Raw genomic sequence first — 23,985 nt, forward strand, 5'->3', positions numbered from 1 at the left:
GAGTTTTTTGAGAAAGGAAGAACTCTGTGAATCTCTGGGTCTCAGCGGCTCTGCGACGGAAGAAGGGCGGAGGGCGTCTTATTTTTGACGCAGAGGCGCAAAGACAGGGAGGAACGTGGAGTTTTTTGAGAAAGGAAGAACTCTGTGAATCTCTGGGTCCCAGCGGCTCTGCGACGGAAGAAGGTCGGAGGAGTGGTAACGGAGGTGCTCAATTCGGTCGTGACCCGCCGGGACCAAGCCGTTATAGCACTGGGCCAACGAAATGAAGTTATTTGGCACCGACGGCATCCGAGGCACGGCAAACGAATTCCCCATTACTCCCGAGCTCGCTTTGCGGGTGGGCCGGGCCATCGCACGCGCCTTGGAGGCGCAGAAACCCGGCCGACACAAGGTTGTTATCGGCAAGGACACGCGCATTTCCGGCTACATGCTGGAGACGGCGCTGACCTCGGGCTTGGTGAGCGAAGGGGCGCGGGTGTTGTTGACGGGACCTTTGCCGACGCCAGCAGTGGCGCATCTGACCAAATCGATGGCTTGTGATGCCGGGATTATGCTCACTGCTTCTCATAATCCGTTCATGGATAATGGAATCAAGATTTTCGGACCCGATGGTTTCAAGCTCAATGACGAGCTGGAGGAGACCATCGAGTCGCTGGTGGCGGGAGAGAGCCTGCAGCAGCCCATTCCGGGCACGGAGGTGGGGAAGGCGTTCCGCATCGACGACGCTCCGGGGCGCTACATCGAGTTCGCCAAAAGTGCGATTGGCACCACCACCTTGGAAGGGCTCAAGATTGTGGTCGATTGTGCTCATGGGGCGGGCTATTTCGTGGGCCCCTTGATTTTCGATGAACTGGGCGCGGAGGTGATTCCTCTGGGTGTTCATCCCGACGGGCGCAATATCAATGCCAATTGCGGGGCACTGCATCCGGAGCACGCCGCTCAGCGGGTGCGCGAGACGGGAGCGGATCTGGGGGTGTGTCTCGATGGCGACGCCGATCGGCTCGTGCTCATCGATGGCCAGGGCAAGGTGGTCCACGGCGATCGTCTGCTTTGTCTGGCAGCCCTCTCGCTCAAACGCCGGGGACAGTTGGCGGGAAATACCTTGGTCGCCACGGTGATGTCCAATCTCGGGCTCAAGGAGGCTCTCGCGCAGGAGGGCATTGCTTTGGAAACCACTTCGGTGGGTGATCGCAATGTCCTGGAGCGGATGCGCGAGAAAGGGTTCTGCCTCGGTGGCGAGAATTCCGGGCACCTTATCTTTGCCGATCATGCCACCACTGGCGATGGCATCATGGGGGCCTTGCAAGTTCTCGCCGAGATGAAGGCGACGGGCAAGACCCTGGCCGAGCTGGCCGATTGCATGTCGATCTTTCCTCAAAAATTGGTTAATGTCGCGGTCACCGACAAGCCGCCGGTGGCAGAGATTCGTGGCCTGGGAGAGCTCATTGCCGAGGCGGAGGCCGAGATGGCGGACAGCGGGCGCGTGCTGGTGCGCTACTCGGGCACCGAAAAGCTGATGCGGGTGATGGTGGAGGCGCGCGAAAAAGAAGTGGTGGACCAGTGGTGCGAGAAGTTGGTGACTTTGGTGAAAAACGAAATAGGAGCCTGATTAAAAGCGATGAAAGAAACTCTGTGGCCGCTGTGTGATGCGTTGGAGAATCTGCCCGTGGCGGGCAAGACCCTCTCCCAATGGGTGGATGAAGGGGTGGTGAACGAGGCCGAGCTCGCCGGGATTCAGTATCCCTGGCAGTTGCTGGATTGGCATGAGAAATTGCTGCGCCAGCAGTGGGAAAGCCGGAAGAAGGGAGAAGAATTCACTTCGGCCCAGCTGGCGGTGGGGGCCCAGCTCCTTGTCGGCGAGGGCACCAAAGTGTTGCCCGGAGTCTATGTGGAAGGATTGGTCATCATTGGCAAGAACTGTAAGATTGGTCCCAATTGCTACCTGCGGGGCCCGATTTCCATCGGCGATGGTTGTCACATTGGCCAAGCGGTGGAGCTGAAAAACACCATCGTGGGCCACGGGAGTAACGCCGGTCACCTGAGCTATCTGGGCGATAGTGTTCTGGGCAATGAGGTCAATCTGGGAGCGGGAACGATCACCTCCAATCTCCGGCATGATGGCGCGAACCATCGTTCGCTGGTGGCGGGCGAGTTGGTGGAGACCGGACGGCGAAAGTTCGGGGCCATCTTTGGGGACGGCGTTCATACCGGGATTCACACCAGCCTCTACCCCGGCCGCAAATTGGGTCCCGGGGTCGCCACCTTGCCAGGAGAAGTGGTCTCTCGGGATAAATGAAGAAACCTACTCGTTTTCAATGTGTAATTGAGGTGGAAATATTGGTTTTATTCTCTAGCTTGACTTGTTGATTGAAACTTGGGATTTCTTGAAATGATCGATCGGAAAGTCGATCCGAAAACCATGAGAAAAAACCCAAAATCCAAGTGCAGCTCTGCCTTGCCCTCCTGGGAGGCAGAGACTTTTGAACGAAAAGAGTTTCCCAGCGGGCCGGGAGGAGGCCCGTCCCGCAGTCTGGCGTGTTGTTTGGCCGCTCTTCTTTCCATCAGTGGGCCCTTGTCGGCGGAATTGATCTGGTCGTCGAATCTGGATGGCGATGCGGTCGCCAGTTTCGGAGCTGATGGGGTCATTGCTGGCGATCCTGTTCCGGTGGAGGACCTCAACGGGAATGCGAAGGGAGCTCTCCAGTTCGACGGGGTCGATGATTGGATCTCGATCGTGCCGACCCAGACTGTCTTCACCGCTGGTTCCATTTCCATCTGGGTCAAGGCTACGAATTTCACCAACACTGAAGCGGGAGTGGTTGGGATGGGGGAATCCGGCAGCGGAACGGCGGAGTATTTCACCATCCACAAAGGCTGGCGCACGGACTTGGACGATGGCGATGATGGGGTGGGCGCGGCGCGACTGGATGCTGCGAGTGATGCGGGCGCTCCCACCGGGACGTGGCAGCACCTGGTGACCACCTTCACCGCACAGGGTGAGCTTAGGCTTTATGTGAATGGGGTTTTGCAGGCTGATGTGCAGAGTCTGGCGACGGCAGAGGATTCGTATACCTTCAGCAACGACTGGATTGTGGGCGCGGAGCAGAAGGTGGCCAACCGGACCTTTGCCGGCGCGGTCGATGATGTTCGTTTTTATAACCATCAGCTGGAGCAAGCTGATGTTGATGCGCTGTATGCAGACGGTCCTGCTTTCGATTTTTCCCGTGACCTCGACGGAGACGGCATTAGCAATGCCGACGAGACGAGCGGAGCGCTGAATCCTTGGGCGAGCGGTTCTCCGACCGGTCCTCCTGGAGATGCCACCGACCCGGAGAATGCGGATAGTGACTTTGATACCATTCCGGACGGGGAAGAGATTGTGGCCGGGGCGGACGGCTTCATCACTGACCCCAATAACGAGGATACCGATGGTGATGGCCTCTTTGATGACGAGGAGCTTGCGGCTGACTACCTGGCTGCTGGTTACGACCCGACGGTGGACAATGCCGGGGCTGATTTCGACGATGATGGCCTGACTACTAGCGAGGAATTGTTCGAGGGAACGGATCCCCTCCTGGCCGACACTGATGGCGATGGTCTCACCGACGGGGAGGAGGTCAACGGCGTGGCCGGCACCGATCCTTTGCTTGCCGATACCGATGGCGATTTGGTGACGGATAGTGAGGAACTCACTGCGGGGACCTCGCCAACTGATGAAAGTGACTTCCCCCAGGTGCCCAATCTGCAGGTCGATTTTTCACTTGTCAGTAATGAGCCTTCTTCCGTGCACGAGCCACTCTATCAGCCTTATTTTGCCCGCCATGAGGTGAACTCGCAGGATTCCGATCCCGAGTTGGGTTCTCTTGATGGGGTGGATCGCTTGGGGGAAACTTACTCCGCGACCTTTTACGGAAATGAGGTTGAGATTGCGCTCTCGGTGAGTTTCCCGGACCTGGTGGACCCCTTGGTGGCGACTGCCAAGCAGTTGATCGATCGGAGCGCCAATCTGGGGAACTACGCGGGGAGCAAGCCGGATTTGATGAGGGACTACCTCGGGGCCGATACCCGCATTGAGAACGGAGGCAATGGAGGCTTTGCTCCGACTACGTTGCGCTTGGCCTTGGAGGGAATTCCCGCCGGAGATTACCTCTTGCGGACTTATCATCATGATATTCTGGATGAAGCCACTCCTTTCCGGATCGCCGTGACCGATGCTGATTCGACGGGGGAAACACTTCCCGCTATTTTCCGGATGACTTCCGGGCAAGGAACGAATCGGGTGAATCCTCCGGCTGAGAGCGATCCTGCGGAATTGCGCTCGACGGTGGTGCAGCTGATTCGCTCCAATGGCACGGATCCCGTGGTGTTGGACTTCCAGCCTTATCAAGAATCGGGATTCCGCTTTGTGTTTGGAATCAATGGCTTCGAATTGGAAGAAACGGTTGATTCGGACAATGATGGTGTGCCGGATTCGGAAGAGGTGCGCTTCTTTGGCGACATCACGGTCTCGGACTTTTCGCCGGGTGCGGACCAGGATGCCGACGGGGTGTCCGATTTGACCGAGGTTCTCCTGCGTTTGGATCCGAACAGCAATGACACCGATGGCGATGGGCTCACTGATGATTTGGAACCTCTGGTCGCGGAAACCGAGGCGGGGGCTGGTCTGGAAGTGACCTCATTCTCGCATGATGCGGAAGCGGGCTCCATTTCGTTGGATTGGAATCCGGCGGTCGGTGCCAATGTGGTGGGGAGCCTGGACTTGCAAGGCTTTCCGGAGACCCTGGGAACTGATGTCACTCCGCCTTTCGAGCAGGTGCTGGCGGGGAATTTAGCTGGCGCTAGCAAAGCCTTTTTCCGCGTGCAGCGGGGATTGACCGTGCCGGGTCCGAGCCCCTTCGTGGCCGACACTGATGGCGACGGCCTCACTGATGGCGAGGAAGTCAACACTTATGGCTCGAATCCGACCGTGACGGATAGCGACGGCGATGGCTTCTCCGACGGGCACGAGGCCCAAGGGGGCTCTTCCTTGGTCGATGCCGATTCCGGTCCCGATCCTGATGGCGATGGTTTTTCCAATTCGGTGGAAGTGGCCGCCGGCTCGGATCCGGACGATGCCGCGTCCTTCCCGCAGGCCGATGCGGCCATGGCGCTTTGGATTGATTTCAACTCCAATCAAGCCGGTGGGGGAGATGCGAGCCCCGGGGATCTCTTTCCTGAAACTGCTCCCGCGACGCACAACCAGCCGGGCTTCTCCTCCTACATGGCGAATCATGAGACGGACAGCACTCTGGTCACCGGCCAATACACGGCCTTTGGTCCTGAGAATCTGGTGGAGATCACACCCTTCTGGCCGGACACCACAGATGTCCGGGTGAAGCAAATGATTGGGCGCTCCGATGACCAAGCGAATACTTGGCGGGGGGATACCAGGCTGCTCTTGCGGGACTTCCTGGGCATCGACACCCGGGTTGAAAATGGTGGGAACGGTGTCTACGACGGCACCACGGGCACCCCCACCCGCATGGAGCTGGTCATTGAGGGGCTTCCTGCGGGCACTTACCAATGGCAGTCTTTCCACCATGATGTGGAGAATGCATGGACTGATTTTCAGGTCGAAATTTCTGCAGACGGGGGAACGACTTTCGGTTCATTGAGTGAGGTTGTCACCATGACTGATGGCTTGAGTGGAGGAACTCCGGCTGCGCCTCAGACTTATGATGGACCGGGTAATCCCGGTAGCATCGATCCGGCGGATTTGCCTTCGACCTACACGACCACCTTCGTGGCCAGTGGTTCGGACGAGGTGGTGATTCGCTTCGTGCCCTTAAGCACGGACCAAGTGCATCGCGCTATCTTCGGTATCAATGGCTTCAAACTGACCAAACAGCCTTAGGGTGGTCAGTGGAGTCCGTTTGACTCTAGAAACGAGCACGCTCTGTCGATTGGATTCGGCAGAGCGTTTTTTCTGCCTTGAGGTCTTTGGGAAAGAGGGCTCAAAGGGGAAAAAACGGGCCCTCGGCCGAAATGGGGGTGGTGAAAAAGAGAAAGTGGTCGGGATGACAGGATTCGAACCTGCGGCCTCTTCACCCCCAGCGAAGCGCGCTACCAAACTGCGCCACATCCCGACTGGTGGACGGCGGATTTACCCCAGCACCCGCTCCTTTGGCAAGCAGGGAATGCAACTTTTTTGAGAAAAAAGTCGGAGGAATTGCGGCGAGAGGGGCAAGCGATTGACTGTGGGAGGTTTGCGAGAAGGTAGGCAAAGAGGGTCGCTCGTTGGCTTTTTCGGGGCGAAAGGGGTGGGGCGATTTAGGGGCTACTTTTCACAAGTCTTGGCTGACAAGGAGGGCGGGCTCTGGCAGGCTGAGGGCTCTTTCGACAGCCTCTTGCTATGGAAAAAATCAAAACTGCGGTCCTCGGGGCCTCTGGCTACACTGGTATTGAACTCTTGCGCCTGCTGCTCGCTCATCCGGCGGTGGAGCTGACCGCGATCACCTCCCGTAGCAACGCGGGCCAGCCTCTTTCTTCCGTTTTGCCCCGCTTCACTGGGCTCCCCGGCGCGGATTTGCCCTTTATCGAGCCGGATATGGACGCGGTGGTGGCCTCGGGGGCTCAGACGGCGTTTCTCGCTCTTCCCCATGGCAAGGCGGCCGATTACGCCCTTCCTCTTTTGGAGAAAGGACTGCGGGTCATTGATTTGTCGGCGGACTTTCGCTTGAACGAACTTTCCGTTTATGAGGAATTCTATGGTCCTCACCCCGCGCCTCAATTGCTGCCCAAGGCGGTCTATGGGATGCCGGAACTTTATCGCGAGGAGATCAAAGCCGCGCAGTTGGTTGCTTCGCCGGGCTGCTATCCCACCTCCATCATTCTTCCCCTGGTTCCTCTTTTGCGGGCGGGTTTGATTGCCCCGGACTCGATTGTGGTTTCCTCGCTCAGCGGGGTTTCCGGGGCTGGTCGTAAGGCGGCGTTGCCTTTGATTTTTGCCGAAGTGAACGAGTCTCTACGGGCTTACGGGCTCCCCAAGCACCGGCATTTGTCTGAGATTGAGCAAGAGCTTTCCTTGGCTGCGGGCGAAAGGGTGACCATCACTTTCACACCTCATCTCGTTCCGGTGACGCGGGGGATTCACTCCACCATCACGGCGACCTTGCGGGCTGATTTCAGCGAACTCAGCGCGGTCTACGAGTCGGCCTACGGTGAGGAAGCCTTTGTCCGCCTGCTGGGTGAAGGGGGAGCGGCCGATACGGCCCATGTGACCCGGACTAATTTTGTCGACTTTGGCTGGCACCACGATGCCCGCACCAACCGGGTGGTGGTGACTTCGGCGGAAGACAATCTGACCAAAGGAGCCTCTGGCCAAGCCCTGCAGGCATTCAATCTGCTGCATGGCTTGCCCGCTACGGCCGGTCTCCTCAATCTCTAACCCCCCCTTGAATTCAATTATCCCCATGCCTTACGATACAGTGAACGGTGGAGTGTGTGCTCCTACTGGATTTCTCGCCAGTGCGGTTTCCGCTGGCATCAAGAACCCCGATGCCAAGCGGCTCGATTTGACCCTGGTCTACTCTGAACGGCCCTGCACTTCTGCCGGAACCTTTACCATCAACCGGGTGAAAGCGGCACCGGTGAGGGTCTCGCAAGCCCACCTCCGCAACAACGAGATCCGCGCCATTATCGCTAACTCTGGCAACGCCAATGCTTGCACGGGGGTAAAAGGGGTGGAGGACGCCCGGGCGATGGCCAAGAGCGTGGCCAAGCCGCTCCATATCCGGCGTCGCGAGGTCGGGGTCTGCTCGACTGGAGTGATAGGCTTGCCCTTGCCCATGGAGCGCATTTTGCCCCACGGGGAGGACTTGGTGAAAACTCTTTCTGCGAATCGCGGCACGGATGTTGCGAAGGCCATAATGACCTCCGACACCCGCCACAAAGAGCTGGCCGTCACGACCGAAATCGGAGGCAAGACCATCACCATTGGCGCTTGTGTGAAGGGGGCGGGCATGATCTGCCCCTCCATGGCGACGATGTTGTGCTTTGTGACCACCGATGCGGCCATCAGCCGCGATTGCCTGGACCGTTCTCTCCTGGAGGCCGTGGAAGCATCCTTCAATCGCATCACCATCGATGGCGATATGTCGACCAATGATACCGTGCTCGTGCTGGCCAATGGGGCGGCGGGCAACAAGTGCATCGAACGCGAGTCCAAGGCCAGCCGGCAGTTCACTGATGCCCTGGAGTATGTATTGACCAATCTGGCCAAGGAAATTGTGCGCGATGGCGAGCGGGTGACCAAGTTTGTCACGGTGGAAGTCAAGAACGCGCGCACCTATCTGGATGCCAAGAAGGTGGCCGAAGCGGTGGCCAAGTCGCAGTTGGTGAAGGCCTCCTGGAACGGGGAGGACCCGAACTGGGGACGGGTCATTCATGCCGTGGGTTACTCCCGCGCGCCCATTCGCGAGGAGTTGATCGATATTTATTACGAGGATTTGCCGGCCTGCATTGGCGGTCTGGTGGCAGAGACTTCGCTGGATCAGATCCGGGCCATTGCCAAGCGGGACCGCTTCAAGATCACCATTGACCTGAACCTCGGGCAGTCGGAATACACCATCTACACCTCCGATCTCTCTCCGGAATATATCGACTTTAACCGCAACGAATACGCCTACTGGAACCAAGCCCGCAAAGAGGGGCTGGTCGAGTAGGTTCAGGGAGCAAAGGCGACCCCGCTCACGATCTTTTCGAGAAGTCGGGCGAAGGGAGGGCTCGTGGCCGGGGCGGGAGGAGGCCGGGCCCTAGAGTTCCGCGAGCTTGCCGCTGACTTCCGGGTAGACAAACTTCTTGCCCTCGTAGTTGCGCAGGACGACCTCCTCCGGGCTACGGGAGACCACGTAGTTCGGGTTGAGAGGGATCTTGCCACCGCCACCGGGGGCATCGAGAACATATTGGGGCAGGGCGTAGCCGGTGGTGTGGCCACGCAATTTCTCGATGAGGTCCAGACCGGTCTGCACCGAGGTGCGCAGGTGGGACGAGCCCTGGATGAGGTCGCATTGGTAGAGGTAGTAGGGCTTCACGCGGCACATGAGCAACTTGTGGAGGAGGGCGGCGTGCACCGGGAGGCTGTCATTCACGCCCTTGAGGAGCACGGACTGGTTGCCGAGCTGGATGCCAGCCTTACTCAGGCGGGCTAAGCCATCGCGGACCTCACTGGTGAGCTCGCGGGGGTGGTTACAGTGGATGGAGATGAAAAGGGGGTGGTGTTTCTCCAGCATGGCGCAGAGCTCCGGGGTGATGCGTTGGGGGAGGAAGACGGGGATGCGGGAGCCGATGCGCACAAACTGGATGTGCGGAATCTGGCGCAGGCGGGTGAGAATTTTGTCCAGTCGGTTGTCGGAGAGGAGGAGGGGATCTCCGCCGGAGAGGAGCACGTCGCGCACCTGGGGGGTGCGTTCCAGATACTGGAAGGCCGCTTCCCACTGGGTCTCTAGCTTTTGGTCGGAGACGCCCGAGACCACCCGCGAGCGGGTGCAGTAGCGGCAGTAGGAGGCACAGCGGTCGGTGACGAGGAAAAGGACGCGGTCCGGGTAGCGGTGCACCAGCCCAGGCACCGGCATGTGGGAGTCTTCACCGCAGGGGTCCGACATCTCGCTGGGATCGGTGAGAGATTCTTCGATGCGCGGGACGACTTGGCGACGAATGGGATCGTCGGGGTCGCTTTCGTGGACGAGATTGAAAAAGTGCGGAGTGATGGAAGTCGCGAGCTTGGTCCCGGTGAGCAGCATGCCCGCGCGTTCTTCTTCCGCCAAGGTGAGGTGCTTTTCCAACTGTGGCAGGGTCTTGATGGAATTTTTCAACTGCCAGAGGTGGGAGTTCCAGTCGTCGGGCGAAACCTCCGGAAAACGGCCGGGTGCTGGACTGCGGAATTGGATTTCGCGCTGGTAAATCGGGTCGTGGGTCATGTGCGAGTTGGTCTATTCTAGGTCGTCGCGCGGTGATGTCAAAGAACGGAGCAGGAGATGACCCGAAGGGCTTTTGGTTCTCGTCCCGTCCCGGAGTAGATTCTGGCCATGTTTTCGCAAGCCGTGCGTGATATTGCCCGCCCTACCCGGGTGGAAATCCTAGAGGCGCTCAAGAAGTCCGAGGGGTTGCCGATCTCGGATTTGGCCCGCCAATTGGGCAAAAGCTACATGGGGGTCAAGCAGCATTGCGACGAGCTGGAAGGGCAGGGCTATCTGAAATGCTGGCGGGTGCCGCGTTCACAAGTGGGAGTCGGGCGTCCGGAAAAACTCTATCGTCTCACTGCGGCAGCGGAACCTCTATTTCCGCAGGCGGGAGTCGAGCTCACATTGGAGTTTATGAACGCTGTGGGTGAGCAGTTTGGGGATAATGCTCCGGAGAAGCTGCTCTTTCGTTTTTTTCAAAAGCGGGCCGAGGAATGGCATCCACGCATCGCGGTGGGCAAGTCTCTCGTCGAACGCTGCACCCGTTACGTGGATTTGTGGGAGAGCCATGGGGCCTCGGCCCGGATTCATTATCAACCGGGGGAAGGTTTGCGCGTGGAAGAGTTTCACAATCCTCTCAGCGCCCTCTTTGCCGAGTATCCCCGGGCTCGGGCCTACGAGGTGCGCTTGATGGAGGAACTCCTCGCCACCAGGGTCTCCGCTGAAAAGCGGCAACTGGGCAAGGCCGGTGAGCGGGTGATCTATCTCCTCACCAGCTTGTGAGGGCGCTCCCTGCTTGTAATTCAGACTTCCGCTTGCTCTTTTTCTTTGCCACACCCCGCCCATGAATTTCCGCATTCTCCTCTACTATTTCTACACCGAAATCGAGGACGTCGAGGGCTACCGCCAATGGCAATACGACCTCTGCCAAACCTTGGGACTGCGCGGGCGCATCCTGGTGGCTCGCGAGGGCATCAACGGCACGGTCTCCGGTCCGGAGGAGGCGACGAAGGAATATCAACGGGTTATGGACGAGCATCCCTTGACCGCTGGGATGGAATGGAAAGTCGATCCGGCGGAGGACCATGTCTTTCCCCGCCTCTCGGTTAAGGCTCGCTCGGAGGTGGTGACCTTGGGCTTGGGAGAGGAGGATTTTTCGCCCCGCGAGGTCACCGGGGACTATCTCAACCCGGGGGAGTGGAAGAAGATGATGAAGCGGGATGACGTCGTCCTCATCGATGCCCGCAATGATTACGAATGGGAAATGGGCCGCTTCGAAGGGGCCCTTTTGCCCGATGTGCCGAGCTTCCGTGACCTCCCCGGCTGGGTGCGTGAACACCGTGAGGAGTTGGCGGGGAAGAAGATCATGACCTACTGCACGGGGGGGATTCGCTGTGAAAAGTTCAGCGGCTTCCTCAAGCGGGAGGGCTTCGACCAAGTCTATCAACTCCACGGCGGCATTGTCACTTACGGCAAGGATGAAGAAGCGCGTGGAGAAGGCTTCGAGGGCAAATGCTACGTCTTTGATGAGCGCATCGGGGTCGAGGTCAACCGCACTGCGGGGGCCAAGGTGATCGCCCGGTGCCATTGGTGTGGCGAGCCTTGCGATATTCAGATCAACTGCACCTATAGCCGTTGCAACGAGCGCCACTTTTGCTGTCCGGATTGTGAAAGAGAGCACGAGGGCTATTGTGATCCGGTCTGCAAAGAAGCGGTGATCTCCACCCATCTGGCGGTCACGGGAGAGTGATTTTTATCAATCTCTCCTTGCGGAAACGAGGAATGGGTTCAGTTTGCTACCATGCCAGCAACCACAACTGTAAATACTGAAAAGGGAGCAGAGATCGTGACTGCTCTCGAGACTTTGATTGCCGATACCTATGCCTTGATGGCGCAGACTCACTTGGCCCATTGGAATGTGGAAGGACCTGATTTCTTTCAGCTTCACGTCGCCTTCCAAGGACAATATGAAGAACTCTTCACCGCCGTGGACGACATCGCCGAGCATTTGCGCACCCTCGAAGCTTATGCCCCGGGCGGACTCGATATGTTGGCCAAGATGAGCAAAGTGGGCGCGATGGAGCGTCGCCTCCCGGCCAAAGACTATGTGGCAAATCTCGTGGAATATCACGAATTGCTCGTAGCCAATGCCAAAAAGGGCCGTGAGATTTCCGGCGAGGCGGGTGATGCGGAGACCGAAGACCTCTTCATCGAGCGCATCCGGGTTCACGAAAAGACCCTCTGGATGCTGAGGTCCTATCTCAAGTAGGCCTTTTTAATCAAAATTCCACACCCGTCTGGCTTCGGCATCCTGAGCCAGGCGGGTCGCTCCGTCCTTCAACACCAACTGGTGATGAAGGGCGTTTTTTTGTTCCTGCAAGTGGGTGGCGAGGGCTTCGGAGTGGGTGATGACGAGGACCTGGGAGGCCTCGTTGGCCCATTCGATCAACTGTTCCAAGGCGGGAAAGAGGGAAGGATTGAGACTGTTCTCCGGTTCATTGAGCACGAGCAAGCTCGGGGGCTGGGGCGCGAGCAAGGCTGCGGTGAGGGCCAGGAAGCGTAGCGTGCCATCGGAGAGCTCGTGCGCCGCCAGAGGACGCTTGAGGTCGGGATGGGACCAGCGAATGCCCAGCTGGGAAGCGTTTTCGCCATCGATCTCCAGTTTGTGTTCGGGAAAGGCTCGCGCGATGATTTCCTCCAGCCGATAGGGGAAGGAGGACTCGCGGATGGTCTGCAGGGCGGCGGCCAGATTGGAGCCATCGGGATGCAGCACGGGGGACCAATAGCGGGCGCTGGGCTGGCGGAGAGGAGAATGGTCGTCGCTGCGGAACCCTTCGTAGAATCGCCAGGAGAGGATGTCTTCCCGGGCCTGGGCTAGCTCGGGGTAGTTCGCGGAATCGCGGATGTAGGAGAGAAGGGACTCGGTGTGGGAAATCTCGCGGCTCCAGGCCGCCCGGCTGTGGGTGGCGGTCTCGCTGCGCAGCGTCTCCTTTTTCACATCCGGATCGGTGCGGAAAAAGGTGGGATCGCCCGGTGTGGTGGGCACGAGGCCGAACTTGACCTGCCAGTCGAAGGCGGCGGTGCGGGCGTTCAGCGAGATGGTCTTGGGGCCCTGGGGGCCAGGCGTGGGGGCGGCCCAGAAGCAGCTCGGCGTGCCCCCTTCCGCAGCCATCGCTTGTGGGAAGGTTCCCTCCGCGAGTGCGGAGAAGAGGCGCAGGGCCTTGTAGAGATTAGATTTGCCCGCTCCATTGGCCCCCTGCACCACGGTGAGGGGAGCCAGCTTGAGCGAGACGTCGAGCAGCGAACGATAGCCTTGGATGGACAAGCTGTGCAACATCGTCCGCGCCCGGGGGTGAGGTTAGCGAATGCGCTTCAGGAGGTAAGGCAGCACCTCGGCGATGGGGAGGCGGGTCTGCTCCATGGAATCGCGCTCGCGGATGGTGACGGTATCCTTGAGTTCTTCGCCTTCTTCCCCGAGGGTCTCGAAGTCGACGGTGATGCAGAAGGGCGTGCCGATCTCGTCTTGGCGGCGGTAGCGGCGACCCACCGCACCCCCATCGTCGTAGTCCACGTTCATCCACTGGCGGAGTTCCTGCTGAATCTCTTTCGCGATGCGGACCTGCTCCTCGTTTTTCTTGAGAAGGGGGAAGACGGCGGCTTTGACCGGTGCCACCTTGGGCGAGAAGCGCATCACGGTGCGGATGTCGGGCTTGCCGCCTTCTTTGGTGAGGTCTTCTTCGTCAAAGGCTTCGCAAATGAGGGCCAGCACGGTGCGGTCGCAACCGGCGGAGGGCTCCACCACGTGGGGAATGAACTTTTCCTTGGTCTCGGGGTCGAAGTATTCGAGCGGCTTGCCGGAGGCTTCCTTGTGCTTGCCGAGGTCGTAATCGCCCCGGTAGGCCACCCCTTCGAGCTCCTGCACGCCGAAGGGGAACTCATACTCGATGTCGTAGGTCTTCTGCGAGTAGTGGGCGCGCTCGCCATCGGGAATGTCGAGGATGTGGAGCTTCTCGCGGGGAATGCCCACTTCCTCATACCATTGCAGGCGGGCTTCCAGCCACTCGTCGGTCAGGCGCAGGCCGTCCTCGGGACGACAGAAGAACTCGATCTCCATCTGTTCGAACTCGCGGCTGCGGAAGATGAAGTTGCGGGGATTGATCTCGTTGCGGAAGGACTTGCCGATTTGGGCGATGCCGAAGGGCAGCTTCACCCGGCTGGAGTCCATCACGTTTTTATATTGCACGAAGATGGACTGCGCGGTCTCGGGGCGCAGGTAGGCGACCGAGCTGGGGTCATTGTCCTCGGCGGACGCTCCCATATGGGTCTTGAACATCAGTTCAAAGGCCCGGGGCTCGGTGAGGAGGGAGCCGTTTTCAGGATTGTAGTTGGTGACGTCCTTCTCCTCGGTGGTGGTTTCGCCTAGAAGCTCGATCTTCTTGGGGGAAATTTGCTTGTCCTTAAGAAACTGGGAGTAGTATTCGCGAGCAGTCTTGCGCGCCTTGTTCTCGTCCTGATTGGGTTGATTCAAAAGCACCGAGTAGGGGCGCTCTACCGACCAGCCACTTTCCTCGTGCTTGGCTCCGGTGAAGTGATACGCGGTGCCGGATTGGGGCTCGATTTGGTCAGCCCGAAGGCGGGCTTTGGATAAAAGGCAATCGGCCATCGGATCGGCAAAACCGCCTACGTGACCGGAAGCTGTGAGAACGGCTTGGTGGGTCAAAATCGAGCCATCCATACCCACGACATCATCGCGCTCCTGCACGTTGCGACGCCACCAGATCTCTTTGACGTTTTTCTTCAGCTCCGCGCCGAGCGGACCCATGTCCCAGCAACCGTTCAGGCCCCCGTAGAGTTCGCCGGATTGGAAGATGAAGCCCTTGCGTTTGCAAAGGGAAACGATTTTTTCCATACGGACGGGATCAGTTTGGTCTTTGTTTGCCATAAAGTTGCTTGGTTTTGAGGGCGGGAGTGAAGCAGGGCCATCCCGAGAAAGCAAGGACGGGAAAGGGCCGAAGCGCTCTTTCCCGTCTTGCAAAGGACTCAGTGGGGAAGCTGTTTATTCCGCTTCCTCTTCTTCCGGTTTGCGGGCGCCCAGTTTGTCATTGAGATAGAGCAATCCTGAAATGTCGGAACCGACTCGCTCCAAGAGGGCAATCACGTCTTCCACGCTCTTTTCCTCCTCCACTTGCTCATCCAGGAACCACTGGAGGTGGCTCTTGGTAGCGTGGTCGTTGAGATCGGTGGCCAGTTCGTAGAGCTTGTTGATGGAGGTGGTGTTGGCCTGCTCTTGTGCGAGGGACTCTTGAAATGCCTGCAGTGGAGAGTCGAAGCTGTGGCGGGGGCTGGGGATGGCGGCGAGCTTCACCTGTCCACCGCGATCCTGTAAATAATGGAGCAGGCGCATGGCGTGGGATTGCTCTTCCTCATACTGCAGGTGCATCCATTTGGCGAAGCCGTCGAGGCTTTCGGCGTCGAAGAAGGCGGACATGCCGAGGTAGTTGTAGGCGGCAGTGAATTCCTGGTTGATTTGCTCGTTAAGAGCCTGTTGGAGGTCAGCGTGGATCATGACCTCCACTCTTTCTACTCGCGGGGCCAAGTCAAGGACGGGGCGCGGAATCAGAAGGAATGGCTGTGAGGACGTTGTGGGAGGAAGCCTGCTGAAAATACCGCCGGCGGGACTCGAACCCGCACGACCAAAGGTCAATGGATTTTAAATCCACAGCGTCTACCATTCCGCCACGGCGGCATTTTTTGCGTGGGCGGGGGACTTTGGCGGATGAGGAGGGTTTCGTCGAGCCCTCAATCTGCCTGATTGCTATTCCAAGACCTCGGGGCCTTGGTTTTTGGGCGAGTTGACGAGGGTGCTGGCCAGTTTGCGGCTCTGTAGGGTTCCGGCTGGGCTGGGGAGAGTGAGTTTTTGCCCGGATTCTCGTTCTCCCTGCAGCCATTTGCCCCAATCCTTCGGTGGAATGAGGACGGGTTGGCGGTGATGCACCGGGGCGACGTCGGGACCGGCCTCGGTGGTGATGATGACAAAAGCACCCAAGCGACAGCTGTAGAGACCTCCGAAAAAAAGGGGGCCCTCGTCGACGGTAGTCAGAAGGTAAGGCCACCGGGTGGAGTTCTCCGCTCTCCACTCATACCAGCCGGTGGCCGGGATTAGGCAGCGGCCATTGGGGCTGGAGGCCGCGGACCGCCAGAGGGGTGAGGTCCACAGGCTCTCCGCGCGGGCGTTGATTACGAAGCGTTCCTGGCCCCGCACTTTGACTTTCGTCCCCCATGGCCGGAGGGAGCCTTGGGGCTCGGGGCCGAGAATGAGGGGAAGGGCTTGCGAAGGGGGCAGGTTGTAGTGGGATTGGCGGCAGAAATGAGCGAAGTCTTCACTGTCTGGCCCGGCTCCCAAGAGAGGGGCGAGAGCTTTCTCAAAGTCGAGTTTCTGGCTTTCCAGAGTGTAGCGGCCACACATGGTCACTTAACATGGCTGCTCTGGGGTGGAGGGCAAGTTTGAGAAGAAGGCCTGCGAGCATCTTTTTCCCATTTCGCCCCCGCCGGTCTTGTGATAAGACCGTGTCCATGCGAGTGGCTCAGGTTTTGGGGGTGATGACGGCTCTAGGGTTGGTTCAGATGGTTTCCTGCAGTGGAGACAAGAGCGAACCTCCTACTGCGGGGGAGGGGGCCAGTCGGGTTCTCGCCCTGGATGAAGGGTCCGGGCAATCGGCCCTTAGTGAGCGCTTTGCTGATTATAGCAAAGATGTCGTGCTGGATGAGGACGGGAAAATTACCGGGGATTCCAAACGCAGTAGTTTCGAGGGCAAAGAGTTGGCGACAATCGGCGGAGGCTGGGAGGGCAAAGAGTTTGCCGCCAGCCGTTATTCCAAGAAAGAGTGGCAAGGGAGCCGGGCCTTCGAGCACAAGAGCTTTGCCGATGGCCAGCGGAGCCGCTGGGACGACGAGGAGTGGTTTCTCCAGAAGCAGGCTCGGGAGGCGGATGGTTCTTCCTATTCCCAGGGGCAGACTTACGGGACGGAGGCTTATCGCACCGGCTCCGCCCGGGAGGGCGCGGGGCGGCGCTTGGCTCGACCTGGCGATGTGGAGACCGAGGTTCGCCGCCGGGTGCAGGCCGAGCCTTTGATCATCGATCAAGAGGACTATAACCAGATGTCCATGGGCGAGGTGAAGAGCAAGTTGGGCCGGGATTGACGATGAAAGAGTGGGAGCCGGATGCCGGCCAAAGCGGGCTCAAGCAGCGGTTGTGGGAGATCATTTTCGAGGCCGAGACTCCTTCCGGCAAGGCTTTTGATGTTGCTCTTCTCTGGATCATCGCGGCCTCGGTGCTGGTGGTGATGCTGGAGAGTGTGGATTCCCTGCGAGCTGACTACGGGGGCCTTTTCTATACCCTGGAGTGGATTTTCACGGTGCTCTTCACGCTGGAGTATGGCTTGCGGCTGTGGCTCGTGCGCCGACCGCGCCGCTACGCCTTCAGCTTTTTTGGCATCGTCGATTTCCTTTCCTGTCTCCCGACTTATCTCGCTCTTTTTCTGCCCGGGGTGCAGTCACTCCTCGTCATCCGCATTCTACGTTTGCTCCGGATGTTTCGCGTTCTCAAGATGGTGAGCCATGTGCAGGGAGCGAATCTCTTGACTCGGTCCATCTACGCCAGTCGGGCCAAGATCACGGTCTTTCTCACTGCGATGGCCACTTTCGCCGCCATCATGGGAACGCTGGCGTATCTCTTCGAGCATGAAGAGGGGGGGGGATTTGCGAGTATTCCGGATGGCATTTACTGGGCGGTCGTGACGATGACCACGCTGGGGTATGGTGACATCACCCCAGTGACGGTGATGGGGAAGGTGCTCACTGTGATAGTCTCGCTCTCGGGCTTTGCCGTCATTGCGGTGCCTACCGGCATCTTTGTCACCGAAGTGGCGCGAGCGATGGAGAAGGAAGAGGATTTCACCGAGGCTTGCCCGGGATGCGGCACGAGTGGCCATTTGCCCGATGCCAATTTCTGCCGGAAGTGTGGTGAGAAGCTCGATTTCTGAAGCGAGCGAAAGAACCGGAGACACAAAAAAAGACGACCCGCGGGTCGTCTCTTGGAAAATTGCTGGCCAAGGACCGGGTTTAGATAAGGCCAGCCTTCTTCAAAGTCACGTAAGCACCGTTTTTGTTCACGGTGCGGAGGGCTTTGGCGGTCAATTTGACTTTCACGAACTTATCAAGCTCGGGAACCCAAATGCGCTTGGTTTGCAAATTGGGAGTGACCAGACGCTTGTTCACCTGGGTGACGTGACGTCCGATACCGCCCTTTTTCTTTGCCAAACCAGAACGGTGGATGCGGCGGCCCACGCGGACTTTGGAACCTCGGATGCTACAAACTCTAGACATAAAATTTCCCCCGTGTTGCGGGGCGGGGAGAAAAGGGCTTTTCGCGCCTCTGGTCAAGAAGATTCGACCATTTCCTGCCAAAAAAGTGCGGCTCGAGGGAGGCTCCTTCAGGATTTCCAGCTTAGAGCCCCTTTCTTGAGGGCGTAAAGGTAGGCGATGGCCAGCACGCTGAGAAAGGTCATCATGGACCAAAGGACCATGGTGTTGCCCTCCGCAATGAGGTCGCGGAAGATGACCGCCCAGACGTAGCTAAAGACGGCCTCGATATCGAAAATCACAAAAAGCATGGCCACGAGGTAGAACTTGACCGAGAAGCGGGGAGCGCCGTCGCCCACGGGGAGCATGCCGCATTCGTAAGCCTCATTTTTTACTCCCTCGGCTTTTCCCCGCTTGCCCAGAAAGAGACTCATCACCAGAGCGATGGCGGCGAATCCGACAGCGAGAAGAACCTGCAGAAAAACGGGGAAGTAATCGGTAAGCATGGCGTGAAAAACAAAAAACCCGCGTTGGGTAACGCGGGTTTTGTAACGGATTGCGGGCAGAGTGCCAGCACGAAAGTGGTGAACTTAGGCTTGATTGGCGGTGTTGTCGCTATGCGCATCCATCACCTTGTCGAGCCCTTTGTATTCTTTGCCGTCCTTTTCAACGAGGCCGCGAGTGACGAGGTTTTGCAACTTTTCGTAAGCGCGTAAACGCAGCATTTCCTCGCCGCCACTCACCGCGTTGCGAGCTTTCAAGCGGTCGAAGACCTTCTCAAAAAGTTCGTTGAATCCGAAAAATTTCTTTTCTGCTGAGAGGACGGTGACAAGTTCGTCGGTAACGTGGTCAGGAAGTCGACGTGAGAACCGGGTTCGTTTCGTAGTTGCCATAGTGGGGGGGAAGTATAGAACAATTTTGTGGCAAAAGCGACTCAAAAAATGTCCCCAGCCTAATTTTTGTAGAATGAGAGGCAAACCCAGAATCGCGATTTTTGTTTTGCTGACGCGAAAAATCGGGCTTAGCGCTTCTTGTCGCTTGGTCTCGCCCGAGGGCTGAGCCTAAATTTTTTTATGATTTCCGCACTCAAGGGAGAGGTTTGGGATGCCCTGCCCAATCGGCTGACGGTGGGTTGTGCCGGGGTGGGCTATCTGGTGCACATTCCGATTTCGACCTTCGATCGACTGAATCCAGTGATTGGGAAGGAGATTTTCCTGAAAACCCATCTCTACGTGCGGGAAAATGCGCACAATCTCTACGGCTTCGCCAGTGATGAGGAGCGCGATTTGTTTCTTCTCCTTATCGAGCGGGTCAGTGGCATTGGTCCTTCCATTGCAATGGCGATTTTGTCAGGGATGCCGGTGGAGGAATTCCAACGTCATGTAGTGGAGGCGGACGTGGCAGCTCTTTCCCGCATCAAGGGGCTGGGGAAGAAGACTGCGGAACGGATTATCCTCGAGCTCAAAGACAAAGTGGGCGTGGTGGAGAATTGGCATGCGGCGGAGGCCGCGGGTGGCAATGCCGCCCGCGATGCTGAATTGGCTCTCATTGCGCTCGGCTACAAGCAGGCAGAAGCTCGCAAAGCGGTGGCGGCGGTGGCGAAGGCCCGGGCGGGGGCGGGGGTGGACGAATTGATCCGCGAGGCCTTGCGCGGCCTCAGTTAGGGTGCAATGTCTGGCCCTGCCCACGATTCATGCTTTCAGTTTCACAAATTCAAGATGCTTGGCCCGAGCAGGGGCTGTTCTCCGGCAAGAACTGGCTGTTGTCACCGGAACCCCTTCGTTTGCCCGCGCGGGAGATTCGCGACCTGGAGCGCATGGGCCCGATTCTGGCGGCTTTTCAGCAAGCCCAGGACCGGCTCTACCGCCGCAGTGCAAAAGGGCGCGTGGCTCCCTGGCTGGCGGAATTGCTGGATGCGGGGAAGCCGGACTGGTTGGTGGCCTGGCAGCGGAACGGGGCGCAGGCCGAGGTTGTGCCGCAGGTAATTCGGCCCGACCTGATGCTGACCGATGAGGGCTTTGCCATTTCCGAGCTGGATTCCGTGCCCGGTGGGATGGGGGTGACGGCCTGGTTGGCTTCTCTTTATCCGGAGGCCTTGGGAGGTCCGGAGGGCATGAGCAGTGGCTTGCAATCGATTCTCTCCCCCGAGGGACGGCGAATTTTTGTCTCCGAGGAGGCTGCCGATTACCGGCCTGAGATGGAGTGGCTGGCGGAGCGCATGGAGGGAGTCACAGTCCACCGGGCTGAGGATTGGCGAGGGGAGGCTGGCTACCGCTTTTTTGAACTCTTCGATTGGGAGAATATTCCTGCCTTGGCGGGAGGGGAGGGGAGGACTGGTTTGACGCCGCCTTTGAAGCCTCATTTCGAGGAAAAGCTCTGGCTCGCTCTGCTGCACACTCCCGGCTTGCAGGCGCTCTGGCGACAGGAGCTGCGTGGCAAGCATCTCAGCTTGCTGCAAAAGTGGGTTCCTCGGGGCTGGGTTCCCGATCCTACCCCGCTGCCTCCCTTCGCCGCTCTTCCCGGCTTGGAGGTTCCCTCTTGGGATGAGGTGGGGGCCCTTAGCCAGAAGGAGCGGCGCCTGGTGTTGAAAGTCTCGGGTTTCAGTGCGCAAGCCTGGGGCAGCCGTGGGGTCCACATCGGGCACGACGAACCCGGCGAACGCTGGGCGGGATTGGTGAAAAAGGCGGTGGCCGAGCGCGACTCCCAGCCGTGGATGATGCAGGAGTTCAAGGAAGCGAAGCTTATCGAGCATCCCTACTTTGATCCCGAAAGCGGAGCGGTCGAGGTGATGTCCGGCCGGGCCCGGCTGTGTCCCTACTATTTTGTGACGGCGGAAGGAGTGACCCTGGGAGGATGCCTCGCTACCATTGTGCCTGCGGATAAGAAGAAAATCCACGGCATGGAGGACGCTATTCTGGTGCCCGTGGCACCGGAGCAGGAGGCGTAGGGCTGGTTGAACGGAACACTTTCCCGCCGGGCTTGCCAGAAGAGAAAGTTGCCGATCCGGGAGGCGCAAAAAAAGCAGCCCGGTGAGGGGCTGCGGCTGAGGAAAAGGAGTTGAGTGGCGGGTTTAGTCCTCTTTGCGCTTTTTCTTGCCCTCGTCTTCGTCACTGGCTTCTGCCGGGCTGGGAAGAGCGATGACTTTGCGGACGAGCTTGCGCAGGCCACTGGTGGCTTCGTCGTATTCGTTTTCAGCCTGCCGGAGGGCGACTTCCCAGGCAGAGGCGAAGCCGGGGGCTTGTTCGCGCATCAGGCGCACGGCGGTCTCCATGGTGTGGAGCGCGCGCAGTTCACTGCGGCCGGGCTTGTTTTGCAGCGCAGCCAGATTCACCCGCAGGGTCTCGTTCTGCTCCTTGAGCTGGTCCACTTTATCCTGGACCGAAGAGTTGCCTGAGGCATTGATTTTCAGCTGGGTATTGAGGTGGCGCTCGAGATCGCGCATTTCATCGACCACGCGCTTGTTCTCTTTCTTGAGAGTGCGCTTGGCCGCCAGGGAAGACTTCCAGTTGAAGAAAAGGAGAGTGAGGCCGATGGCCAGACCAACGGTCAAGCCTCCTCCGAATGGGCTGGTGACAAAATTCCAAACTGCGTCCATGGGGCCAGTCTACGCCGGGTCGGCCCCTTGCCAAATGCAAAAGTGTGTTCGCGAGAATTACCCGCTGGGGGGTTGAGTCCGTTCTTTTCCCGGGTGTAGACTGCTTTTCGGATGAAGTTGGCGGTCTTGGGAAGCGGAAGCGGCGGTAATGCCACCTTGCTCGATACGGGAGCGGGCGTCTTGCTGGTGGATGCGGGTCTGAGTGCCAAGCAGTTGGTCCTCCGAATGCAACAGCTGGGGGTCGAGCCCGGGGACTTGGCAGGCCTGCTCATCACCCATGAGCACGGCGATCACGTCAAGGGGCTGCAGGTTTTTGCCCGCAAGTTCGACGTCCCCGTCTATGCCACGGCGCTGACTCAAGAAGTTCTCGCTCGCAAGGTGACTTCGGTGCGGCAGTGGAAACTCTTTTCCGCCGGGCAGGGCTTTGAGTGCGCGGGCATTGAGGTGGAGAGTTTCGCCATTCCCCATGACGCCGTCGATCCGGTGGGTTTTCTCTTTTCCGGTCCCAGCCATCGCGCCAGTGTGCTCACCGATCTGGGGCACGTGAGCACGGGCTTGCGGCAACGGCTGGGGGGGGTCAGCGCCATGGTTCTGGAGGCCAACTACTGCGACCGGATGTTGGCCGAGGATGAAAAGCGCCCTTGGTCCTTGAAGCAGCGCATCGCTTCCCGCCACGGGCACTTGTCCAATGAGCAGGCCTGCGAGCTGGCCCGCGAGCTGCAGGGCTGCGGACTGGAGCGTGTCGTGCTGGGCCACCTGAGCAAAGATTGCAACACTGCCGCGGTGGCGGGCCAAGCCTTCGCCGGTCTCGGGCTGCGCGAAGTCCGGGTGGCTTCCCAGGACGAAGTGACAGGCTGGATGCCGGTCTTTGACCCCCCGCCTGTGCCGCTCGCAGTGGAGGAAGGCACGGGGCAAGTGGTGATGGAGTTGTTCTAGCGGGATTGCTCCAGCATGCGAACGAGTGATTTTTCCGCTTCGACTCGCACTTTCTCTGGGATTTCCACTCGTGGCTCAAGATTGTCCAAGCAAGCGTGCAGCTTTTCCAGGGTGTTCATCTTCATGTAGCGGCAGTCCGCACAGGCACAGTGGTCGGTGGGACCGGCGATGAGGTTCTTATCCGGGCATTCCTTGCGCAGACGGTGCAGCATGCCGGACTCGGTGACGACGACGATGTTTTTGCTGGGGGCGGTCTTGCAAAAGTGAATCATTTTCTCCGTGGAGCAGACTTCATCGGCCAGCAATCTCACGGCTTGGGTGCATTCGGGATGGGCCACCACGAGGGCGTCGGGATACTCGTCTTTGATTTGATGAATGGAGTCCCGGGTGAATTCGACGTGGACGTAGCAAGAGCCCTGCCAAAGGTCCATCTTGCGGCCCGTTTGCTCCATCACCCACTGGCCGAGGTTGGCATCGGGGACGAAGAGGATGGGTCGATCGAGAGGGGCCTTCTCCACAATGAGAGGGGCGTTGCCCGAGGTGCAGATGACGTCGCAGAGAGCCTTGACCCCTGCCGAGCAGTTGATGTAGGCGATAACGTAGTAGTTTTTTTCCGCATTCTCTTTGAGAAAGGCGGCGAGCTGGTCTGCGGGGCAGGCTTGCTCCAATGAGCAGCCGGCGTCCTTGTCGGGTAGCACCACCGTTTTCTCGGGGTTGAGAATCTTCGCTGTTTCCGCCATGAAGTGGACGCCACAAAAGGCAATGACATCGGCGTCGGTTTCGCGGGCCTGGTAGGCCAGGCCCAGGGAGTCGCCCACGTAATCGGCGATATCTTGAATCGGCCCTACTTGATAGTTGTGGGCGAGGATGACGGCGTTCTTCTCCTTCTTGAGACGCAGAATGTCTTCGACGAGGTCCAGTGCGACGGGCATGGGAAATGCTAAGCTGCAAGTTGGCAGGAAAACAGGGATTTTTTAGGCCCTCTTTGGCAGCACCCCCAACAGGCTCGCAAGCGATGTGAATAACTTTGTGAAAAGTCTCTCAAAAACCCGAATCATGAGGGTCGCGCCCTTCCAAGTCTTCTTTGGTGGAACATGAAACGGCCGTTGTTATCGGCGTTCCATGCCGTAGGGGAAAAACTTATGAGCAGAGAAT

At 58.8% G+C, this 23,985-nt stretch carries 23 protein-coding genes and 2 tRNA genes; 13 read left to right on the top strand and 12 right to left on the bottom strand.

The window, feature by feature from the left end:
• Positions 1-262: 262 nt before the first annotated feature.
• The 3 genes from glmM (at position 263) to JIN78_RS09415 (ending at position 5,893) form a co-directional block, all read left to right on the top strand.
• Complete coding sequence (gene glmM, locus JIN78_RS09405) at positions 263-1,609, top strand: phosphoglucosamine mutase (RefSeq protein WP_200391709.1); 1,347 nt, start codon at positions 263-265, stop codon at positions 1,607-1,609.
• A gap of 9 nt (positions 1,610-1,618) precedes the next feature.
• Entirely contained in the window at positions 1,619-2,296 is a 678-nt protein-coding gene (locus JIN78_RS09410) for a DapH/DapD/GlmU-related protein (protein WP_200391710.1), read from the top strand.
• A gap of 276 nt (positions 2,297-2,572) precedes the next feature.
• Positions 2,573-5,893, top strand: a complete 3,321-nt coding sequence (locus JIN78_RS09415; RefSeq protein WP_200391711.1) for a LamG domain-containing protein — start codon at positions 2,573-2,575, stop codon at positions 5,891-5,893.
• A gap of 155 nt (positions 5,894-6,048) precedes the next feature.
• Here JIN78_RS09415 and JIN78_RS09420 read toward each other — a convergent pair.
• Positions 6,049-6,125: transfer RNA gene (locus JIN78_RS09420), tRNA-Pro, on the bottom strand.
• Between the two features lie 266 nt (positions 6,126-6,391).
• On the opposite strand from JIN78_RS09420, the gene argC reads away from it, so the two are divergent.
• Positions 6,392-7,426, top strand: a complete 1,035-nt coding sequence (gene argC, locus JIN78_RS09425; RefSeq protein WP_200391712.1) for an N-acetyl-gamma-glutamyl-phosphate reductase — start codon at positions 6,392-6,394, stop codon at positions 7,424-7,426.
• 25 nt (positions 7,427-7,451) lie between these two features.
• A complete protein-coding gene (gene argJ, locus JIN78_RS09430) occupies positions 7,452-8,702 on the top strand; it encodes a bifunctional glutamate N-acetyltransferase/amino-acid acetyltransferase ArgJ (protein WP_200391713.1) in 1,251 nt (416 codons plus the stop codon).
• A gap of 90 nt (positions 8,703-8,792) precedes the next feature.
• On the opposite strand, the gene JIN78_RS09435 is transcribed toward argJ, so the two are convergent.
• The gene (locus tag JIN78_RS09435) at positions 8,793-9,956 is read right to left on the bottom strand and encodes a KamA family radical SAM protein (protein WP_200391714.1); all 1,164 of its coding nucleotides are present in this window, start codon (positions 9,954-9,956) and stop codon (positions 8,793-8,795) included.
• Between the two features lie 108 nt (positions 9,957-10,064).
• On the opposite strand from JIN78_RS09435, the gene JIN78_RS09440 reads away from it, so the two are divergent.
• The 3 genes from JIN78_RS09440 (at position 10,065) to JIN78_RS09450 (ending at position 12,207) form a co-directional block, all read left to right on the top strand.
• Positions 10,065-10,721 (top strand): helix-turn-helix transcriptional regulator, encoded by a 657-nt coding sequence (locus JIN78_RS09440; RefSeq protein ID WP_200391715.1) that lies wholly within the window; start codon positions 10,065-10,067, stop codon positions 10,719-10,721.
• A gap of 61 nt (positions 10,722-10,782) precedes the next feature.
• A complete protein-coding gene (gene trhO, locus JIN78_RS09445; protein WP_200391716.1) occupies positions 10,783-11,688 on the top strand; it encodes an oxygen-dependent tRNA uridine(34) hydroxylase TrhO in 906 nt (301 codons plus the stop codon).
• A gap of 51 nt (positions 11,689-11,739) precedes the next feature.
• On the top strand, positions 11,740-12,207 hold the full coding sequence (locus JIN78_RS09450; protein WP_200391717.1) for a Dps family protein: 468 nt from the start codon (positions 11,740-11,742) through the stop codon (positions 12,205-12,207).
• A 6-nt stretch (positions 12,208-12,213) separates the two neighbouring features.
• Here the strand turns inward: JIN78_RS09450 and JIN78_RS09455 are convergent, their stop codons facing one another.
• The 5 genes from JIN78_RS09455 to JIN78_RS09475 all read right to left on the bottom strand — a co-directional run bounded on the left by JIN78_RS09455 (position 12,214) and on the right by JIN78_RS09475 (position 16,404).
• Positions 12,214-13,275, bottom strand: a complete 1,062-nt coding sequence (locus JIN78_RS09455) for an AAA family ATPase (RefSeq protein ID WP_200391718.1) — start codon at positions 13,273-13,275, stop codon at positions 12,214-12,216.
• Positions 13,276-13,296: 21 nt separating this feature from the next.
• Positions 13,297-14,880 carry a glycine--tRNA ligase gene (locus tag JIN78_RS09460; RefSeq protein WP_200391719.1) on the bottom strand — a complete coding sequence of 528 codons (1,584 nt, stop codon included), beginning with the start codon at positions 14,878-14,880 and terminating at the stop codon, positions 13,297-13,299.
• Positions 14,881-14,994: 114 nt separating this feature from the next.
• A complete protein-coding gene (locus JIN78_RS09465) occupies positions 14,995-15,504 on the bottom strand; it encodes a ferritin (protein ID WP_200391720.1) in 510 nt (169 codons plus the stop codon).
• 98 nt (positions 15,505-15,602) lie between these two features.
• Positions 15,603-15,684 (bottom strand) — tRNA-Leu (locus JIN78_RS09470).
• A 69-nt stretch (positions 15,685-15,753) separates the two neighbouring features.
• On the bottom strand, positions 15,754-16,404 hold the full coding sequence (locus JIN78_RS09475; protein ID WP_200391721.1) for an SOS response-associated peptidase: 651 nt from the start codon (positions 16,402-16,404) through the stop codon (positions 15,754-15,756).
• Positions 16,405-16,511: 107 nt separating this feature from the next.
• On the opposite strand from JIN78_RS09475, the gene JIN78_RS09480 reads away from it, so the two are divergent.
• Positions 16,512-17,138, top strand: coding sequence for a hypothetical protein (locus JIN78_RS09480; protein ID WP_200391722.1), 627 nt, complete (start codon positions 16,512-16,514; stop codon positions 17,136-17,138).
• 2 nt (positions 17,139-17,140) lie between these two features.
• The gene (locus tag JIN78_RS09485) at positions 17,141-17,980 is read left to right on the top strand and encodes an ion transporter (RefSeq protein ID WP_200391723.1); all 840 of its coding nucleotides are present in this window, start codon (positions 17,141-17,143) and stop codon (positions 17,978-17,980) included.
• 79 nt (positions 17,981-18,059) lie between these two features.
• On the opposite strand, the gene rpmB is transcribed toward JIN78_RS09485, so the two are convergent.
• The 3 genes from rpmB to JIN78_RS09500 form a co-directional block, all read right to left on the bottom strand.
• Positions 18,060-18,323: a 50S ribosomal protein L28 gene (rpmB, locus tag JIN78_RS09490; RefSeq protein ID WP_200391724.1), complete on the bottom strand. Its 264-nt coding sequence runs from the start codon at positions 18,321-18,323 to the stop codon at positions 18,060-18,062.
• A 107-nt stretch (positions 18,324-18,430) separates the two neighbouring features.
• Positions 18,431-18,805 carry an NADH-quinone oxidoreductase subunit A gene (locus JIN78_RS09495; RefSeq protein ID WP_200391725.1) on the bottom strand — a complete coding sequence of 125 codons (375 nt, stop codon included), beginning with the start codon at positions 18,803-18,805 and terminating at the stop codon, positions 18,431-18,433.
• An 84-nt stretch (positions 18,806-18,889) separates the two neighbouring features.
• Positions 18,890-19,192, bottom strand: a complete 303-nt coding sequence (locus JIN78_RS09500) for a hypothetical protein (RefSeq protein WP_200391726.1) — start codon at positions 19,190-19,192, stop codon at positions 18,890-18,892.
• Positions 19,193-19,372: 180 nt separating this feature from the next.
• On the opposite strand from JIN78_RS09500, the gene ruvA reads away from it, so the two are divergent.
• Both ruvA and JIN78_RS09510 read left to right on the top strand, forming a co-directional pair.
• Entirely contained in the window at positions 19,373-19,963 is a 591-nt protein-coding gene (ruvA, locus tag JIN78_RS09505) for a Holliday junction branch migration protein RuvA (protein WP_200391727.1), read from the top strand.
• 29 nt (positions 19,964-19,992) lie between these two features.
• Positions 19,993-21,246, top strand: a complete 1,254-nt coding sequence (locus JIN78_RS09510) for a hypothetical protein (RefSeq protein WP_200391728.1) — start codon at positions 19,993-19,995, stop codon at positions 21,244-21,246.
• Between the two features lie 123 nt (positions 21,247-21,369).
• Here the strand turns inward: JIN78_RS09510 and JIN78_RS09515 are convergent, their stop codons facing one another.
• A complete protein-coding gene (locus JIN78_RS09515) occupies positions 21,370-21,894 on the bottom strand; it encodes a hypothetical protein (RefSeq protein WP_200391729.1) in 525 nt (174 codons plus the stop codon).
• Between the two features lie 111 nt (positions 21,895-22,005).
• Between JIN78_RS09515 and JIN78_RS09520 the strand changes: the two genes are divergently transcribed.
• On the top strand, positions 22,006-22,830 hold the full coding sequence (locus JIN78_RS09520; RefSeq protein WP_200391730.1) for an MBL fold metallo-hydrolase: 825 nt from the start codon (positions 22,006-22,008) through the stop codon (positions 22,828-22,830).
• Here JIN78_RS09520 and nadA read toward each other — a convergent pair.
• Positions 22,827-23,762, bottom strand: coding sequence for a quinolinate synthase NadA (nadA, locus tag JIN78_RS09525; RefSeq protein WP_200391731.1), 936 nt, complete (start codon positions 23,760-23,762; stop codon positions 22,827-22,829). The genes JIN78_RS09520 and nadA overlap by 4 nt on opposite strands.
• Positions 23,763-23,985: the final 223 nt, after the last annotated feature.

This window comes from Roseibacillus ishigakijimensis (assembly GCF_016595415.1).
Taxonomy (GTDB): Bacteria; Verrucomicrobiota; Verrucomicrobiia; order Verrucomicrobiales; family Akkermansiaceae; genus Roseibacillus; species Roseibacillus ishigakijimensis.

What these genes read in the sequence shown, in the direction of transcription:
- glmM (WP_200391709.1), top strand. Translation starts at nt 263, where the DNA reads ATGAAGTTATTTGGCACCGACGGCATCCGAGGCACGGCAAACGAATTC.
- JIN78_RS09410 (WP_200391710.1), top strand. Translation starts at nt 1,619, where the DNA reads ATGAAAGAAACTCTGTGGCCGCTGTGTGATGCGTTGGAGAATCTGCCC.
- argC (WP_200391712.1), top strand. Translation starts at nt 6,392, where the DNA reads ATGGAAAAAATCAAAACTGCGGTCCTCGGGGCCTCTGGCTACACTGGT.
- argJ (WP_200391713.1), top strand. Translation starts at nt 7,452, where the DNA reads ATGCCTTACGATACAGTGAACGGTGGAGTGTGTGCTCCTACTGGATTT.
- JIN78_RS09435 (WP_200391714.1), bottom strand. Translation starts at nt 9,956, where the DNA reads ATGACCCACGACCCGATTTACCAGCGCGAAATCCAATTCCGCAGTCCA.
- JIN78_RS09440 (WP_200391715.1), top strand. Translation starts at nt 10,065, where the DNA reads ATGTTTTCGCAAGCCGTGCGTGATATTGCCCGCCCTACCCGGGTGGAA.
- trhO (WP_200391716.1), top strand. Translation starts at nt 10,783, where the DNA reads ATGAATTTCCGCATTCTCCTCTACTATTTCTACACCGAAATCGAGGAC.
- JIN78_RS09450 (WP_200391717.1), top strand. Translation starts at nt 11,740, where the DNA reads ATGCCAGCAACCACAACTGTAAATACTGAAAAGGGAGCAGAGATCGTG.
- JIN78_RS09455 (WP_200391718.1), bottom strand. Translation starts at nt 13,275, where the DNA reads ATGTTGCACAGCTTGTCCATCCAAGGCTATCGTTCGCTGCTCGACGTC.
- JIN78_RS09460 (WP_200391719.1), bottom strand. Translation starts at nt 14,880, where the DNA reads ATGGCAAACAAAGACCAAACTGATCCCGTCCGTATGGAAAAAATCGTT.
- JIN78_RS09465 (WP_200391720.1), bottom strand. Translation starts at nt 15,504, where the DNA reads ATGATCCACGCTGACCTCCAACAGGCTCTTAACGAGCAAATCAACCAG.
- JIN78_RS09475 (WP_200391721.1), bottom strand. Translation starts at nt 16,404, where the DNA reads ATGTGTGGCCGCTACACTCTGGAAAGCCAGAAACTCGACTTTGAGAAA.
- JIN78_RS09480 (WP_200391722.1), top strand. Translation starts at nt 16,512, where the DNA reads ATGCGAGTGGCTCAGGTTTTGGGGGTGATGACGGCTCTAGGGTTGGTT.
- JIN78_RS09485 (WP_200391723.1), top strand. Translation starts at nt 17,141, where the DNA reads ATGAAAGAGTGGGAGCCGGATGCCGGCCAAAGCGGGCTCAAGCAGCGG.
- rpmB (WP_200391724.1), bottom strand. Translation starts at nt 18,323, where the DNA reads ATGTCTAGAGTTTGTAGCATCCGAGGTTCCAAAGTCCGCGTGGGCCGC.
- JIN78_RS09495 (WP_200391725.1), bottom strand. Translation starts at nt 18,805, where the DNA reads ATGCTTACCGATTACTTCCCCGTTTTTCTGCAGGTTCTTCTCGCTGTC.
- JIN78_RS09500 (WP_200391726.1), bottom strand. Translation starts at nt 19,192, where the DNA reads ATGGCAACTACGAAACGAACCCGGTTCTCACGTCGACTTCCTGACCAC.
- ruvA (WP_200391727.1), top strand. Translation starts at nt 19,373, where the DNA reads ATGATTTCCGCACTCAAGGGAGAGGTTTGGGATGCCCTGCCCAATCGG.
- JIN78_RS09510 (WP_200391728.1), top strand. Translation starts at nt 19,993, where the DNA reads ATGCTTTCAGTTTCACAAATTCAAGATGCTTGGCCCGAGCAGGGGCTG.
- JIN78_RS09515 (WP_200391729.1), bottom strand. Translation starts at nt 21,894, where the DNA reads ATGGACGCAGTTTGGAATTTTGTCACCAGCCCATTCGGAGGAGGCTTG.
- JIN78_RS09520 (WP_200391730.1), top strand. Translation starts at nt 22,006, where the DNA reads ATGAAGTTGGCGGTCTTGGGAAGCGGAAGCGGCGGTAATGCCACCTTG.
- nadA (WP_200391731.1), bottom strand. Translation starts at nt 23,762, where the DNA reads ATGCCCGTCGCACTGGACCTCGTCGAAGACATTCTGCGTCTCAAGAAG.